Source organism: Yersinia sp. LJYL362 (assembly GCF_048323875.1).
The window spans coordinates 1-14,648 of record NZ_JBLWEX010000192.1 but is presented as its reverse complement, the minus strand read 5'-3'; the positions used below and the strand labels follow the sequence as shown (position 1 = coordinate 14,648).

The following is a 14,648-nucleotide window of genomic DNA, read 5'->3' as shown; positions in this document are numbered from 1 at the left end:
TAATAATTCATGGGATAAATCCTAAATTTACTTAATGATACAAAGAAGAATGAATTTTTAACGTTGCGCACTGTCCTTGATCGAGTTTTGTGTCATTCAGAGGACGCATAACAAACCCATAAGCATTTCCTAACTTTGCTGCCATACGCAATCTAATGCGGTCATTTTCTGACAATTCGGGTAGCCATCCAAGAACAACACTGTAATTTCCCGTCAACAACGCCTTTTCCATGGCATCAACAGTGGATAATGGATTGATCTGCCTCGCCTGAACGACTTTACTCATTGGCAAACCTGATTGCTGTAACCATAAACGACTCAATTTCTGTTCTGGGGTCAGCCACAAGAGCCACCGGGACTGTTTACCGAGCTGTTGTAATAAGGGAAGCAGTAATTGTGCTACCGCAGGCTGATTTTCACTGTACACAAGTTCACTGATAAGGCCACTATCGGTTGGTGCATCAACTCTTTCCTGTGCGTCACGGGTAATAAGAGAATGATAATTAGCATTATAAGGTTTTAGTGATTGAGTACGCATGATGAACCTCGCCTGTGGTGTCCTGTATGTATATACAGTAGTCACTGTTTGTTCGAAGATCAACTAAATTTTTACAAGACGCTTCGCATTATTGCGATGTAAATGCGCAAAAGTTGATTTTGTGTTTGGCTCAGTTATCCATATTGCGTATTTTCTAATTAGTTGTTCCTCTTACACTTATTGCAACTAAAAAGGGACGTTGGATCGGATTTTTACTAAAGGAGTAGTGATGAAAAAAGTATCAGAGCACAAGATAATGCAGGCTCGGTGTCGTTTTGATTTTTTGGGCCAAATCACAGTCCGCTCACAATTTGGTGGTTATGGCTTGTTAGCCAATAACATTATGTTTGCAGTCGTTTCGGAAGGGGAGTTGTATCTACGTGCGAATGACTTGGTTGAAAACTTATTCCGCACCAGAGGGATGGTTAATCTTGTTTATGCTAAACGCGGTCTTCCTGTTTCACTGCGTTATTATTGGGTTGACTCGGTATTGTGGGAAGACGATCTTGCATTACGCCACTTTGCAAAACAGTCATATCAAGGGGCTAAATCCGAAGTTTTAAGTAAAAAAAGTCCCCCGGTTCGTTTGAAGGATTTACCCAATCTCAGTGCCAGCCTTGAACGGCTACTATGGAAAGTCGGTATTCAGAGTGCGGCAGAGCTGAAGCTTGAGGGGGCTAAGCGTTGTTATCTGAAGTTACGCACATTACGGCGCACATTAGGTGTCAATGTATTATTGGCTCTGGCTGGCGCGATAAGTGGTCACCACTGTGCGGTGTTGCCGTTAATATTGCGTAGCGAGCTGATTGAATGGTTTGAAATGCACATTCAACCGGCCGATGTCAGGCAATACGAAATAATATAGAGAAGGGCCATTGATAGAAACTGGCCCGAGATTTCATTAGCCAGCCTGGCCAATGCGTTTATTGAGTTCACTAAGCTCAGGTAATAATTCGAGCAATAAGCCAATCTGTTGTAAAACCAGTTGATCTTTGCTCTCCGGCTCAGGATTACAGCTCTGTAGCCGGGTTAATAAGCCCGCTAATACTTGTGTCATTTTTGTACTGTCGGGTTGTTCTTGTTCAAGAGCACCTTCAACATAACAAATAGCATCATCGAGTAAATTCAACGTGGCAGTATTGGTCAGTTTTTCACGGTGAGCACCTAATGCAGAAATATAACTCAGCATAGTGTGGTTGAGGCAAAGTAAACGAAATGCTGCTTCCTGAGTCTCTTTGTCGTTCTTGGGTTCCGCTGACATATTTGAAATAACAGAGGCCAATTCAGCATCGCAATTATGTGCATCACGCCGGGCAACACGGTAGGGCAAGCTGTTATCTTTGCCTTGATAATATTGCACTAAAATAGCATCCAGATAACGGCAATTTGCATTAAGTGTTCTGTGAACCACGGCGGGAAGTTGGCGGAATTTCCAGTCAGGCCAGATAAAACTCACTGCGACCCAGGCAATAGCGCAACCAAGTAGCGTGTCAAACACCCGCGGCGCGGCAACCTCAAATCCTTCCCCGAGTAAGTTAAAACAGAGCAAAACCAACAAAGTAATGAACATCGTTGCATGAGCATACTGAACATTGCGGAAAGCAAAAAAGAGTACGCCAGTAATGACGATCAGGATTAACTGACCCTCAATAGACGGCACAAAATAAAGGATGGGTAGCCCTATAAGGATACCTGCCAAGGTGCCAATAATTCGCAGCGCGAGGCGGCGTCTCGTCGCATTGTAGTTGGGCTGGCAGACAAAAAGGCTGGTCAGCAAGATCCAATAACCATGACGCATGCCAGTAAGTTGAATAAACGCATATCCCACGCAGAGTACAACGGACATGCGCACAGCATGTCGGAAGAGTGCGGATTGAGGGGTCAGATGGCGGCTGATACGCAGCTTGATATCACTCCATCCGGTGAGACGATCGTCGGATAAGCGACTTTCAGGTTGTGGGCCTTCAGCTAATACTTGTTCTGATTCAATGCCAGCCAGTTGGGCATCAATGGCGCGCAGGTTTTTGAGCAAATGAGACAGTGCTTTAACTTGCGGTACATTCTCATTCTGTGCCAGCTCTCGGGCCAATGCAGCATCTAAAAATGTAAACGCCCGTTCGAAACGCGGGTCATGCTGATATTTTTGTCTCATCAGGATGGATTGCGACAGCTTCATGCAGGCTCTGGCTTGCATGCTGAGCAGGCGTTGAAAGCGGAATAACACGTCGCTGTAGCGAAATTTTTCCCGCAATACCTGATATTGAACATGTGATGAACTGGCGCGTTCATGAATATCTTGCGCAACAAAATAATAGTGGAGGGTGCGCCGGGTTTCGCGCTGACCGCGATCACCTTTCAGCCGCGTCACAAGTGAGGTTTTGGCTTGGTTCAATGTCGAGACTAATGTACCGTTGGCCATTGCTACATCTATAAGTGGTTGATTAACATCAGGTTCTAGATCAGGATCAAATAGATTAGCTTTTGCCTCAAGATATTGGGCCAGATGTTGATAGCAACGGGCCAGATTATCCTGTAACGGGCGGATAGGAAAAATAAGATGTCCACATAGGGTCAGAACATTATACCAAACGGCACCGAGTATCAGTAACAGGGGTTGCTGATACCAAATATGGTACATGGAAGTACCCAACATGGTGTAAATGGCAATTAATAATGCGCCAAAGGCGATGGTGGCATAACGTTGGCCTAAGGCACCCAACAGAATAAAGCCACAGGTTGAAAAGGTCAGGCCAAGGGCAAAAAACCAAGGATAAGGAAATAACAGCTCAATAGAGGCTGATGCGATAAAAAAACAAATCAGCGTAATGAATAGATTACGTAACCGCCCAGCCAGGCGGTCATCAAGATCAGTTAATGCTGCGGCCACGACACCCAGTGTTAAGGGGATTGTCAGCTTTGGCTGATCAATCCACCACGGAACCGCCGTTACACCCACCAGCGCGATAAATATACGAACATGATAAAGCAGGCTGCTATTGTAGATATAACGGCGTAAACCAGTGACGAAAGTGAGCACAAAAAACCTCTAAAAACAGAAAATTCAGCGTTGCTGATACTGGCGTTGAGCATTGGCCATTCTTGCCTGTTGTGCCATTTCAACAGAAACGACACGGCGACCCACAGGCCATAACGCGATGGCAGCAATCTTAAAATTGGCAATCCCGACCGGAATCCCAATTATGGTGATACATTGCACAATTCCGGTGGCAATATGTGATAAACATAACCACCAACCAAATAAAATAAACCAAACGATATTCAGCAAAGAACCACCCGCGGTTAGCAGAGGATTACTTTTTTCTGGGTATAATTCATTGACATGGATCGCCTCATTGCCATAAGGGAGAAATGATAACTTGGTTATCTCCCAGCAAGAGCGCGTTAATGGTAAGGTGAAAATCAGGATGACGCTGACCACAGTTGCCAATAACCAGCCCAATGTGGTGAAAAAACCACCTAAAACAAAATTAAGAATATTCAGTACAGTACGCATAGTGATTAATCTGCCTAGCTGAATAAAAAAACCGCAATGCGGATGAGTGATAACAGGTGCCATCTATTCTATACGTATGGCGCCGGTTAGTTTCCGTTGTTAACTATCGGATACCTGTTGTTTAAACTCAATTATTTTATTTACACTCCATCATGTTATTTCAATTCACTTAATACGAGTTATGGCGCGCGGATATGGAACTTAAAGCGACATCTTTTGGCAAGCATTTGGCTCAGCACCCCTATAACCGGGTACGCTTGCTCAATGCGGGCATCGAAGTATGCGGTGATAAACATCAATACCTGATTCCTTTTAACCAATTGGTTAACATTCAATGTAAACGCGGTATTGTTTGGGGCGAGATGGAATTTGAGCTTCCGAATCAGCAAGTTGTGCGTTTACATGGCACCGAGTGGCAAGAAACTCAGCGTTTCTATCATCATTTACTGGGCATCTGGCAACAATGGAGTGAGGAGATGAGCCGGGTGTGTGTTGACGTTTTGCATAAACAAGTTGAACTGATTAAGCGAATTGAGCAGCAGGATAAATGGTTTAAACGCAGCGAGTTAAGTCAGCTACAAGCATCTATCCGTGAGGCTTTTACCTCACTGCCGATGCCTGTTCAGCGCTTAATCGACTTTGACTCTTGCCGCGCAGATTATGAGCTTTGCTTGCGCTGGCTGGAGCAGGGTAACCGAAGTGTTGACCGCCGCAATCAGCAATGGACTCATCGCATGCTGGAGGAGCATCAGGACTTCTTCCAGAACGTTGAAAGTTCTCCGCTAAATGAGTCGCAAAGTAGGGCAGTCGTCAACGGTGAGGATTCGGTTTTAGTGTTGGCCGGTGCTGGCAGTGGCAAAACGTCTGTATTGGTTGCTCGAGCGGGTTGGCTACTGCGGCGCAATGAAGCTCTGCCTGAGCAGATTTTACTGCTCGCTTTTGGCCGCCAGGCCGCGGATGAAATGAACAGCCGCATCAAACAACGTCTTGGCGTGGATGATATTCAAGCCAAAACTTTCCACGCGCTCGCGTTGCAGATTATTCAGCAAGGTAGCCGTAAAACTCCGGTGATAAGCAAACTGGAATCAGACAGCCAGGCCAGGCGCTCACTGCTTATCAAACATTGGCAACAGCAATGCAGTGAGAAAAAGGCGCAAGCTAAAGGGTGGCGCGAGTGGTTAACCGACGAGCTTGAATGGGATATTGATGATGGCGAATTTTGGCGTGATTCGCGGCTCGCAGCTCGGCTAGCCGGGCGACTTGAGCGCTGGTTAGGTTTGATGCGCATGCATGGGGGGAGTCAGGCTGAAATGATTGAACAGGCTGATGAAGAAGTGCGTGCTCTCTTCCAAAAACGTATACGGCTAATGGCACCGTTATTGAAAGCATGGAAAACAGCGCTTAAAGAAGAGGGCGCGGTTGATTTCTCCGGGCTGATTCATCAAGCCGTCAATTTGCTGGAAAAAGGGCGTTTTGTCAGCCCGTGGAAACACATTCTGGTTGATGAATTTCAGGATATTTCGCCACAGCGTGCCATGCTTCTGAGTGCTTTACGCAAACAAAATAAGCAGACCTGCCTGTTTGCCGTTGGTGATGACTGGCAGGCGATATACCGTTTCAGCGGAGCAGAACTTTCTCTCACCACCGCTTTCAGCCAGAATTTTGGCGAAAGCGCAGAATGTGCATTGGATACTACCTATCGATTTAATGACAGGATTGGTGAGATTGCTAACCGGTTTATTCAGCAGAATCCCTATCAACTGAAGAAACCGCTGAATAGCTTGAGTCAGGGGAATAAAAAATCGATTGTCATTTTGCCGAGTGAGCAACTTGAATCTCTGTTGGATAAGTTAAGTGGTTTTGTCAAAGATGATGAGCGCATTCTTATTTTGGCTCGTTATCACCATTTACGGCCCGAAATTTTGCAAAAAGCAACCACGCGCTGGCCGAAATTAACCATTGATTTCATGACGATCCACGCCAGTAAAGGGCAGCAGGCTGATTATGTGATTATTGCTGGATTACATGAGGGAAATGATGGTTTCCCTGCTGTGGTGCGCGAGTCAATTTTGGAAGATGTGCTGCTACCGCCCCCAGAAGATTTCCCTGATGCGGAAGAACGGCGCTTACTTTATGTCGCCATGACGCGAGCAAAACATCAAGTTTGGTTGCTGCAAGATACAGCTAACCCTTCTATTTTTGTTAATCAACTTAGTGAGTTAGGGGTGCCGATCCAACGCAAACCTTAGCCAATATGGGGCGTTTTTGTGAGAAATGAAACCCGGAGATGTTATCACTCCGGGTTTCATCATTATTTCAGGCGTTGCTGTAAGTAACGCTCATAATCCGGGATGGCAATAGTCACTTCGCCGCTAAACAAGGCGGAGTCAATTAAGAAGTCGGCGGTAGAGCGGTTAGTCGCAACCGGAATATTCCAGACTGTGGCAAGACGTAGCAGGGCTTTGACATCAGGGTCATGTGGTACGGCATTGAGTGGGTCCCAGAAGAAAATCAAGATATCAATTTTCTTCTCAGATATCAGCGCGCCCACCTCTTGGTCTCCACCCATAGGGCCACTGAGTAAACAGTGAACATCAATACCTGTTGCTTTCTGTACCAGGTTTCCGGTGGTGCCAGTCGCATACAGTTCGTGTTGTGACAAAAGGTCTCTGTTTTGCATGACCCATTCGAGCAGAGATTTTTTGCAATGGTCATGAGAAACCAGGGCAATATGCTTGCGTGCCGCAATGGTGCGGGTGGTGAGTTCCATCAACTTTTCCTTCAATGTACCCGTCATAGCTCAAGCTGCATGGGCGTTGGCTGCCTTCCTGCAACTCAAATTATTTAGGATATGAGTGCCAGCGGTTTGCAGACAGATTACTGAAATGGTGTTTTAGTTCATAGCAGTAACGCAAAGAAATGCGAGGAAACAAGCATAACCTGATGTTTAAGAACGAGCTTGAGCTTATTTGGTTACTTCAGTGGCTGCTTTTTAGCCCATAATAAGAAGCGTTGCTGTGTGTCTGCGTCGGCTTGCAAGAACCAATATTGCAGCATCTGTTCTGCCACATTTTCACCCTGCAAATTGGTGGTTTTTTGTGGGGAATTGGTTCCTGCAACTGCAATCGTGGTGCCCGGAACTGCGCTCACTGGCGAGGGGGGGATAGTAGCAAAAGAGGGAACCGAAGCACCGAATTGCCCGACGTTATAAGTTGCCATAGCTGTTTCAAGCGTTGTCGCAGTATTAAGATTATCCTGATGTAATACATCGTGGCGTACCGATAATGGCCGCCCATTATCGCCAATTAGCTGATATGACGGGTTTTTAGAAAACTTGTTACCATCTCGCTCGGTCTCGATTACGGGTAGTTTTATCGCCACTGACCGGACATTGCGGGTGTTGAACACCACCACTAATGGTGGGGATGAATACAAGACTTTGGGATCCGTTGGGAGAGGTTTGGCAACTTTGAATAGAATTTGATGCTGACCGCTATTTAGCTCCAGGCTATCAGCCCCTTTGAGTAAAGAACCTGACATATTTTTGCCATCGACCACCAACAGGTCAATTTCCGGAGCGAGTTTTAAGGTCGTGGCTATAGCTGATGTACTACAGCAAACGGCCAAAATCCCTGCGACCACCAGACCAAATTTCATGTGCTACTCCTGAGGTGATATCCACTTACATTGTCAGACACGCTAGATTATGTGTCAAAGTCTTTCCGGTTGCCCATATTTATTTACTTTCTGAAACATTCGGTATAAATATGTCGTCGTTATCTTAATGAATTCTAAAGATAAAAGAGCCAATCTAACAGCTATTACTGCTATAACTATTAAACCAAATCAATTAGGGAGCATTTATCCGCAGTTTTCTGAATGATATACATTGAGATGTCACCTAATATTGGTAAATCCATCCGGATGCAAATGGATTGGAGTATTCTTTTAGCGCATCAGAGGAACTGAAACATGCACGATAAAGACATTGCTGACATTCTCCAACAGGTAAAGACAATTGCTTTAGTAGGGGCCAGCGACAACCCCGCGCGGCCCAGCTACGGCGTGATGAATTATCTGTTAGAGCAGGGATATCAGGTCACACCAGTCAGCCCTAAACTGGCGGGAAAAACGTTATTGGGTCAGCAGGTTTATGCTGAATTAGCCGATATTCCTTATCCTATTGATATGGTAGATGTATTCCGCAATGCTGACGCGGCATATGGTGTTGCACAGGAAGCTATTGCTATCGGAGCCAAGGTGCTGTGGCTGCAAATCGGTGTTATCAATGAGTTGGCTGCAACATTAGCCGCAGATGCCGGGCTAAAGGTTGTTATGGATCGCTGCCCTAAAATTGAAATTCCGCGATTGGGATTAGAGAAAGAGTAATATTTTTGGCATCAATAGCCTTGAATTTCCCCTATAAAAAACCCGGCAATCAGTGCCGGGTTTTATCAAGAAATTTTAACGTCTAGTTGCGCAGACGCGGAGCCTGTAGCTGATGACGGATAGAGGCTGCCAGTTCATCTAATGAAGGTTGCTCAGGATGGGCATCCATATCTTCATAAGTCAGCTGTGCCTCTGCCAGATAAGTATGTACCGGTTGCCCTTCATCATCTTCAATCACCACGTGATACCAAGGCGACAAACGCAACGTATCATTGTTTGCCACCTCATCTGGTGCTGGTGGCTCAAGAGAGTATTCAGGATCGATATCAATTACTACACCTAAGTAGCCGTGGAGGCGGTGGCGAACCTGCTGCCCGATACCGAATTTGCTCGCGATCATGATAACCTCCTGGGAAACTATTACGCTGCTTTATATATGAGGGCAACGCAGGGCATTTCAAGTCACATTATCCGACACGCAAATCCTTTCAGATACAAACCTTCAGGGTATGTCGCGATAACCGGGTGATCCGCTGCCTGACGGAACTGCTCTATAAATTGTATATCATGACCTGCATCTAACGCAGCATCGGCTAAAATTTTCTGGAATAAATCTGTAGGCATCAAACCAGAACAAGAGAAACTTAATAAGATGCCGCCTGGGCGTAAAAGCTGTATCGCTAACATATTGATATCTTTATAGCCGCGACAAGCACTGGCCAATTGGCTTTTATTTTCCACAAATTTCGGTGGATCCATGATGATCATGTCAAACTTTTCTCCTTGCGCGCGATAGTTGCGCAGCAATTGGAATACATCATCACGAATAAATTCGGATTTACTTAGATCTAGCTGATTTAGCTCAACATTTTGTTTAGCGATATCCAACACGGATTGTGAAGTATCAACACTGATAACTTGTTGGCAATTCCCCATCAGCGCTGCCACGGCAAAGGCTCCGGTATACGAGAAGCAGTTCAGAACGCGACGGCCATCGGCATAATTACGCGCCGCTAGGCGGCTATCTCGCTGGTCTAAATAAAAACCTGTCTTATGACCATGCTGAATATCTACCAGCAATTTCATACCGTGCTCAGTGATAGGTAATAGTGCCGGAGGCATCTCGCCCCAGACAGTACCTTGGGTCAGTTCCAGACCTTCTTTTTTACGCACTGAAACATCGGAGCGATCATAAATTGAGCATTCTGGATAGCACTGTTGTAATGCACTGACCAGCGCTGCACGCTGATGTTCAGCACCTGCCGAGAGCAATTGCAACACCAGGAAGTTTTGGAAACGGTCAATGGTAATACCCGGCAAGCCGTCGGATTCACCGGCAATAAGACGGTAGCCATTTAAGCCATCACGTTGTGCCAACCAATCGCGCCAGCTCTGCGCCTGCTGTAGACGGCGAACAAAGAATTCGCTGTCGATAACTTCATCTTGTTGGAACGTCCAGACTCGGGCCACAATTTGTGACTCAGGTGAGTAGGCCGCACGAGCCAGCCATTTTCCCTGGCTATCAAGAATATCGATGGTTTCACCGGCAGTGGGTTTGCCTTCAAGGCGCAGCACAGCCCCAGAGAAGATCCATGGATGGCGGCGAAGTAAGGATTTTTCACGTCCTTTAGCAAGAACAAGAGATGGGCGCATTATAATATTCTTTTAAGATCAAATAGTTGAAATTGACAAGTCATTATCAATCAAAATAAGGTCACAATGATATAGCAATATCATGCCACTCACTACCACGACTGCCTTGATAGCTTGCTCTTACTTGGGCAACTTAGCCTGTTATCAACCGCTCTCTCAGATTCAATAGAAAGGTCGAAAATTTTTCACTAACATATTCATAGAGCTATAATTACTTCCTTGGTTCAAATTTTCTTCATCGTAGGAATAGCATATATGACTAATAAGCAAACTCACTTAGAACTCACCGAAAAGCAAAAAGAAGAAATTGATTTAATTGCGCTACAGCGGGTTGACGCCATGAATAGCGATGAGTTTCTGTGTAACACCATTGACCAAAAAATTCATTCGATGGAAGAACACCTTAAATCCTATTTCCAGTCGCGTTTTTCGTTCCATTTGAAACAAAAGAACGGCGAGAAATAGAGGTAAATTTCGTTGGAAAACATAAAAGAAATCATCATTTATCTCTCTCAGTCATTACAGCTTTTCCTGGAGTTCTTGTCTGTTATTTGTGTTTTTGTCGGGCTGGTAAAGTCGCTGCCCACTGCAATAACAAATTTTAAGAATCAGTCGATACTCCACTTAATGAGAACGCGTTTTGGTACCTGGCTGGCTTTGGCGCTAGAGTTCCAATTAGCGGCTGATATCTTGGCTACCACTATTAACCCAAGTATGGAGGAATTGATCAAGCTGGCCATTATTGCTGTTATACGAACATTCCTTAATTACTTCTTATCCAAAGAGTTAGAGTCGGCGGAAAGTAATTTTGCCAACGCCAGCGCGCATCATGGGAAAAAGTAACAATAGATGAGGAACTGATATGGCAAAAGTATGCACTGCTGCTTATGTTTATGGTGTCGTTCAAGGTGTGGGGTTTCGCTATAGCACACAACGTCAGGCACTGGCGCTAGGGGTCACAGGGTATGCCAGAAATTGTGATGACGGCAGTGTAGAGGTTGTGGCTTATGGCGAGCAACAAGCGGTCGAGCAATTGATGGAGTGGATTAAGCAGGGCGGGCCACGCGGGGCGAGGGTTGATCGCCTGCTGACCGAGCCTTATCCAGCCACTCCATTTGAGACATTTAAAATTCGCTATTAGCTGGCCAATCAGCAGGTTGCGTCAGGATTAAATACATTTCACCGGCTTTGGCAATCCGGCAATTTTTGTGGCTTGCTTTGCCGGCCCTTTGGGGAAGAGACGATAGAGGTAGCGGCTATTGCCTTTTTCTTCACCGTATTTCTGCGCCATGGCTTTGACCAGCATACGGATCGCCGGTGACGTATTGAATTCCTGATAAAACGCACGCACAAAGCGCACCACTTCCCAGTGCGGTTCGGTGAGTGTGATGCCCTCTTGCTCAGCCAGTATTGGGGCCAGTGCTTCGCTCCAGTCGGCGCTGTCTTTCAGGTAACCCTGCGCATCGGTCTCAATCGTGCGTCCTTCAAACTCCAACATATAACCTCAGTTATCCCATCAATGAAACGGCTGCTAATTTAGCAAATATTTGCCTGTATCCCAAAGAAGTCTATGCTTTCGCTCGGCAAAGTGACAGAAACGTCATTGAGAGCCGGGAGGCTCGCTTGTTGTACAGTGAATCATCACCATGACGATTAATTCATCATTCAATAATCATATGGTGGCTTTTTACCCGATTAAACACAAACAAGCTTTACAAGCGGCAGAGCTCTGTTTATAGTTCGGCTCGTTGCGGAGGGGTGGCCGAGTGGCTGAAGGCAACGGTCTTGAAAACCGTCGACGGGTAACCGTTCGAGAGTTCGAATCTCTCCTCCTCCGCCATCTTCTCTTAGTATCTCTTATCTTTTCAGTACCTTTCCCAAATAATCATTCAGCATTTCTCAGCATAACAAGCAGGTAAGACGTTTTGTTTCGTCTGTCTCGGACGTTCAGAGGCAATAATGTTTATACCGGTTATACCTCAAGTGGCATGTACGCAGACTATGTTTATTATTTGGTCCATCCTTGGACCTTGTCGCTGCAAATATTTTATATTTTTGCTAGTTCTGTTCCTGAACCTGTTTGTTTAATTGCCAAGACAACAGCGAAGTAAATGCCTGCCAGCGATTAAAGGTTTTTTCCTGATCTTCATTCATCGGCTGAGGTGCGGCTAGCAATAATCCCTCTTTATCAACCCACCGATGGAACTCCCCTTTACCCGATAAGCTGAAAGCCCCCTGTTGGGTGATCATTAGATTAGGGTTATAGCCCTGGCACCATAGAGGGTCTGGTTTCTCAGACAATAAGTCGCAACCCGTTCGGTAATACGGTGCTTCTGACAAACTAAGCTGATATAGCGTAGGCCAGATATCTTTATGACTGCCCACCCGGGATGCATCAAAATGACTGTTCTGGCGATAATTCTTGGGTACATAAAGATAAAATGGAACCGCGTAACTAAGTGCAAGTTCGGCGGTGTCAGGATAGCTAATACCACGGATATTATGATCGCCTGTTGCAGCAATAATAGTATGTTCACCCAATGGTTGGTGTTTTACCCAGCTAATAAATTGTCCTAACTGATCATTGGTATAGCGTAGCGTATGAAATACTTCCTCTAGCTGTTTTCCGCTGGCCAGATTATTCAGTCTTTGCTTTTCGGCATCTGATAATTTGATATCTGTCTTGAGGTAACTATTAGGTGCTTTGAACGGAGGATGATGAGAGGTTGACATCGACATGATGAATACATGTTCACCTTCTTTGTCGGCCTGCGCTAAACGTTCCTCGATATAACGGAACATAAATTCATCAGGTACACCCCAGGTGCCAGTTTCAGCTTCGGGATAGCGCTTTCTCAGCCCGTTTTGTTCAACAAATTCACTTACGCCCAAGTGAGGTAGGAACTGATTTAGATTGCGCCAAGAGCCATTACCCGAAGTAACGAAAATAATTTTATATCCATTAGCAATGAAAGGTTTAAACATATTGCTATAAAAATCAGCATTTTGAGCGCTTGATTGGCTGATGTTATTATTTGGGCTACGAACGAAGAAGCGGCTCAGACTATCAATAGTGCCATTCCCTTCGGAGATAAAACGGCTGAAACGCCAGTCAGTTTGCCAGTGCTGTTTTAGCGCGCCGAAAACATCACGATCCTCGCGATCATAGCCTTCAAGGTAATATCCCATGCTTTCCATAACAGCGAAAACAACATTAGGTGGCGATTTTTTCGCGATAGGGTTAGGGCCAGTTTGAGCCATAAATTGCTTCAGGCTAGCCTCGGTAGGTGTAGCAAAAAACTGACTGAACAGTTCTTCTCCCTGTTTGTCGGTTGCTTGAGAAAAGTTGTTATATTCCCGGTGGGCTTTAATTGCCCAAGTTAACGCTATCGGACCACTTGGTGTCAGCATATTTAATAAAGTGACATCTGAAATCTGTGCATCGGACTGTCGTAGAGGGAACGTACCCAACGAACCGCGCGTGCCAACAAAACTAATTGCGAGGATAACCAGCGTTGAAATGGCCGATACGGCTATACAGTGGCGCTGTTCAGGCCAGGTGCTTATTTTTTTCTGCCAACGGCGACAAATCCATAAAATTGCGACTACAACCAGAATAAGACAAATAACACTGCGAATAACTGGATAGTCGCTCCACAAGGTTTTCAGCACCGCTGTCGTATCATCTTCCACCAGTCCGAAAATAAAAATATCAATTGGTCTTTGGTAGGTCGCGTAATAGAAAATATTTCCGACGGTGAGTATTGTTATTAATGTACCAAGGATCGTTGCGAGCCAAGGCCAGGAGCGTTGCCAAAGCTTGAAGCTGTTGTTACCAAGCGCGAGTATACCCGCAATTAATAAGCACGGCACAAACATCAAACTCGCGATACGAATATCAAATAGTCCACCAATCAAAAACATACGTCGTATATCAACTGATGAACTTGCCAATAATTCCGGGTGACAATAGTCCGTTAGAAGATAGACTCTTCCCGCTAGCTGGGTAGTGACGGCCAGTAGCCATGGGAGCAACAACGCAATAAAAGCGTGTTTAAATCTGTAAAACCACATAATTCCTTTTCCTGTGTGTTTGCTATGGCAAAACATATTTACTTAATCAGAGATATCTTCGGTTCTTTCACATTAAGCTCAGCATTACTGAACCGAGCTCAGGGTATCGGCAGTGGAAGATAAATAATTAATAAATAAGGAAAATAAATTTAAAATAATACATTTGGCCTTACGTTTCTTTAACTAAAAACATCATTTCTTTAACAAAAAACATTTCACTTGCTGAAATTGAAAAGTGGCATCTATCTCAGATTTAACTCTTTCATGAAGCGTCACACTGTAGTTAACGATATCTGATACCTCTAAAGAGGTATGCATTTGATTTTATGTAAAAAATGATCAATAGGCTGCGTTTTTTTTGAGCTGGTTCATAAAAACAAATACCCACACAAAAATTGTTTGATCTAAAACAAGCATTCTCACTACAACAAATCATTTGCTGAAAATCCTCCTTACTATCTCCTTAACCCCACTGGGTGA

15 protein-coding genes and 1 tRNA gene are annotated in these 14,648 nt (G+C 45.0%); 7 read left to right on the top strand and 9 right to left on the bottom strand.

The features are described 5' to 3' along the window. Positions 1-31: 31 nt before the first annotated feature. Complete coding sequence (gene sulA, locus ACNSO8_RS09740) at positions 32-538, bottom strand: SOS-induced cell division inhibitor SulA (RefSeq protein ID WP_019083435.1); 507 nt, start codon at positions 536-538, stop codon at positions 32-34. A gap of 229 nt (positions 539-767) precedes the next feature. On the opposite strand from sulA, the gene ACNSO8_RS09735 reads away from it, so the two are divergent. Then, positions 768-1,403, top strand: coding sequence for a TfoX/Sxy family DNA transformation protein (locus tag ACNSO8_RS09735; protein ID WP_019079846.1), 636 nt, complete (start codon positions 768-770; stop codon positions 1,401-1,403). 36 nt (positions 1,404-1,439) lie between these two features. Here ACNSO8_RS09735 and yccS read toward each other — a convergent pair whose 3' ends face one another. Together yccS and ACNSO8_RS09725 are read right to left on the bottom strand one after the other, a co-directional pair. Next, positions 1,440-3,575: a YccS family putative transporter gene (yccS, locus tag ACNSO8_RS09730; RefSeq protein WP_019079845.1), complete on the bottom strand. Its 2,136-nt coding sequence runs from the start codon at positions 3,573-3,575 to the stop codon at positions 1,440-1,442. Positions 3,576-3,599: 24 nt separating this feature from the next. Then, entirely contained in the window at positions 3,600-4,052 is a 453-nt protein-coding gene (locus tag ACNSO8_RS09725) for a YccF domain-containing protein (protein ID WP_005170867.1), read from the bottom strand. Positions 4,053-4,246: 194 nt separating this feature from the next. On the opposite strand from ACNSO8_RS09725, the gene helD reads away from it, so the two are divergent. Continuing rightward, positions 4,247-6,301 (top strand): DNA helicase IV, encoded by a 2,055-nt coding sequence (gene helD / locus ACNSO8_RS09720; RefSeq protein WP_050161066.1) that lies wholly within the window; start codon positions 4,247-4,249, stop codon positions 6,299-6,301. A 62-nt stretch (positions 6,302-6,363) separates the two neighbouring features. Here helD and ACNSO8_RS09715 read toward each other — a convergent pair whose 3' ends face one another. After that, positions 6,364-6,822 (bottom strand): methylglyoxal synthase, encoded by a 459-nt coding sequence (locus tag ACNSO8_RS09715; protein WP_019079843.1) that lies wholly within the window; start codon positions 6,820-6,822, stop codon positions 6,364-6,366. A gap of 203 nt (positions 6,823-7,025) precedes the next feature. Beyond that, the gene (locus tag ACNSO8_RS09710) at positions 7,026-7,709 is read right to left on the bottom strand and encodes a DUF2057 family protein (protein WP_019079842.1); all 684 of its coding nucleotides are present in this window, start codon (positions 7,707-7,709) and stop codon (positions 7,026-7,028) included. Positions 7,710-8,024: 315 nt separating this feature from the next. On the opposite strand from ACNSO8_RS09710, the gene ACNSO8_RS09705 reads away from it, so the two are divergent. Further along, complete coding sequence (locus tag ACNSO8_RS09705) at positions 8,025-8,441, top strand: CoA-binding protein (RefSeq protein ID WP_019079841.1); 417 nt, start codon at positions 8,025-8,027, stop codon at positions 8,439-8,441. A gap of 82 nt (positions 8,442-8,523) precedes the next feature. Here the strand turns inward: ACNSO8_RS09705 and hspQ are convergent, their stop codons facing one another. Both hspQ and rlmI read right to left on the bottom strand, forming a co-directional pair. Further along, positions 8,524-8,841 (bottom strand): heat shock protein HspQ, encoded by a 318-nt coding sequence (hspQ, locus tag ACNSO8_RS09700; RefSeq protein WP_005160102.1) that lies wholly within the window; start codon positions 8,839-8,841, stop codon positions 8,524-8,526. Between the two features lie 62 nt (positions 8,842-8,903). Further along, the gene (rlmI, locus tag ACNSO8_RS09695; protein ID WP_411928877.1) at positions 8,904-10,094 is read right to left on the bottom strand and encodes a 23S rRNA (cytosine(1962)-C(5))-methyltransferase RlmI; all 1,191 of its coding nucleotides are present in this window, start codon (positions 10,092-10,094) and stop codon (positions 8,904-8,906) included. A 255-nt stretch (positions 10,095-10,349) separates the two neighbouring features. Between rlmI and ACNSO8_RS09690 the strand changes: the two genes are divergently transcribed. The 3 genes from ACNSO8_RS09690 to yccX are packed head-to-tail and all read left to right on the top strand — an operon-like array spanning position 10,350 to position 11,235. After that, positions 10,350-10,559, top strand: coding sequence for a hypothetical protein (locus ACNSO8_RS09690; RefSeq protein WP_019079839.1), 210 nt, complete (start codon positions 10,350-10,352; stop codon positions 10,557-10,559). Positions 10,560-10,571: 12 nt separating this feature from the next. Continuing rightward, a complete protein-coding gene (locus ACNSO8_RS09685; protein WP_019079838.1) occupies positions 10,572-10,937 on the top strand; it encodes a DUF1622 domain-containing protein in 366 nt (121 codons plus the stop codon). A gap of 19 nt (positions 10,938-10,956) precedes the next feature. After that, entirely contained in the window at positions 10,957-11,235 is a 279-nt protein-coding gene (gene yccX / locus ACNSO8_RS09680) for an acylphosphatase (RefSeq protein ID WP_019079837.1), read from the top strand. 27 nt (positions 11,236-11,262) lie between these two features. Here the strand turns inward: yccX and tusE are convergent, their stop codons facing one another. Next, positions 11,263-11,592 (bottom strand): sulfurtransferase TusE, encoded by a 330-nt coding sequence (gene tusE / locus ACNSO8_RS09675; RefSeq protein WP_019079836.1) that lies wholly within the window; start codon positions 11,590-11,592, stop codon positions 11,263-11,265. Between the two features lie 254 nt (positions 11,593-11,846). Between tusE and ACNSO8_RS09670 the strand changes: the two genes are divergently transcribed. Beyond that, positions 11,847-11,934: transfer RNA gene (locus ACNSO8_RS09670), tRNA-Ser, on the top strand. A 218-nt stretch (positions 11,935-12,152) separates the two neighbouring features. Here the strand turns inward: ACNSO8_RS09670 and ACNSO8_RS09665 are convergent. Continuing rightward, positions 12,153-14,168 carry an LTA synthase family protein gene (locus ACNSO8_RS09665; RefSeq protein ID WP_046050727.1) on the bottom strand — a complete coding sequence of 672 codons (2,016 nt, stop codon included), beginning with the start codon at positions 14,166-14,168 and terminating at the stop codon, positions 12,153-12,155. Positions 14,169-14,648: the final 480 nt, after the last annotated feature.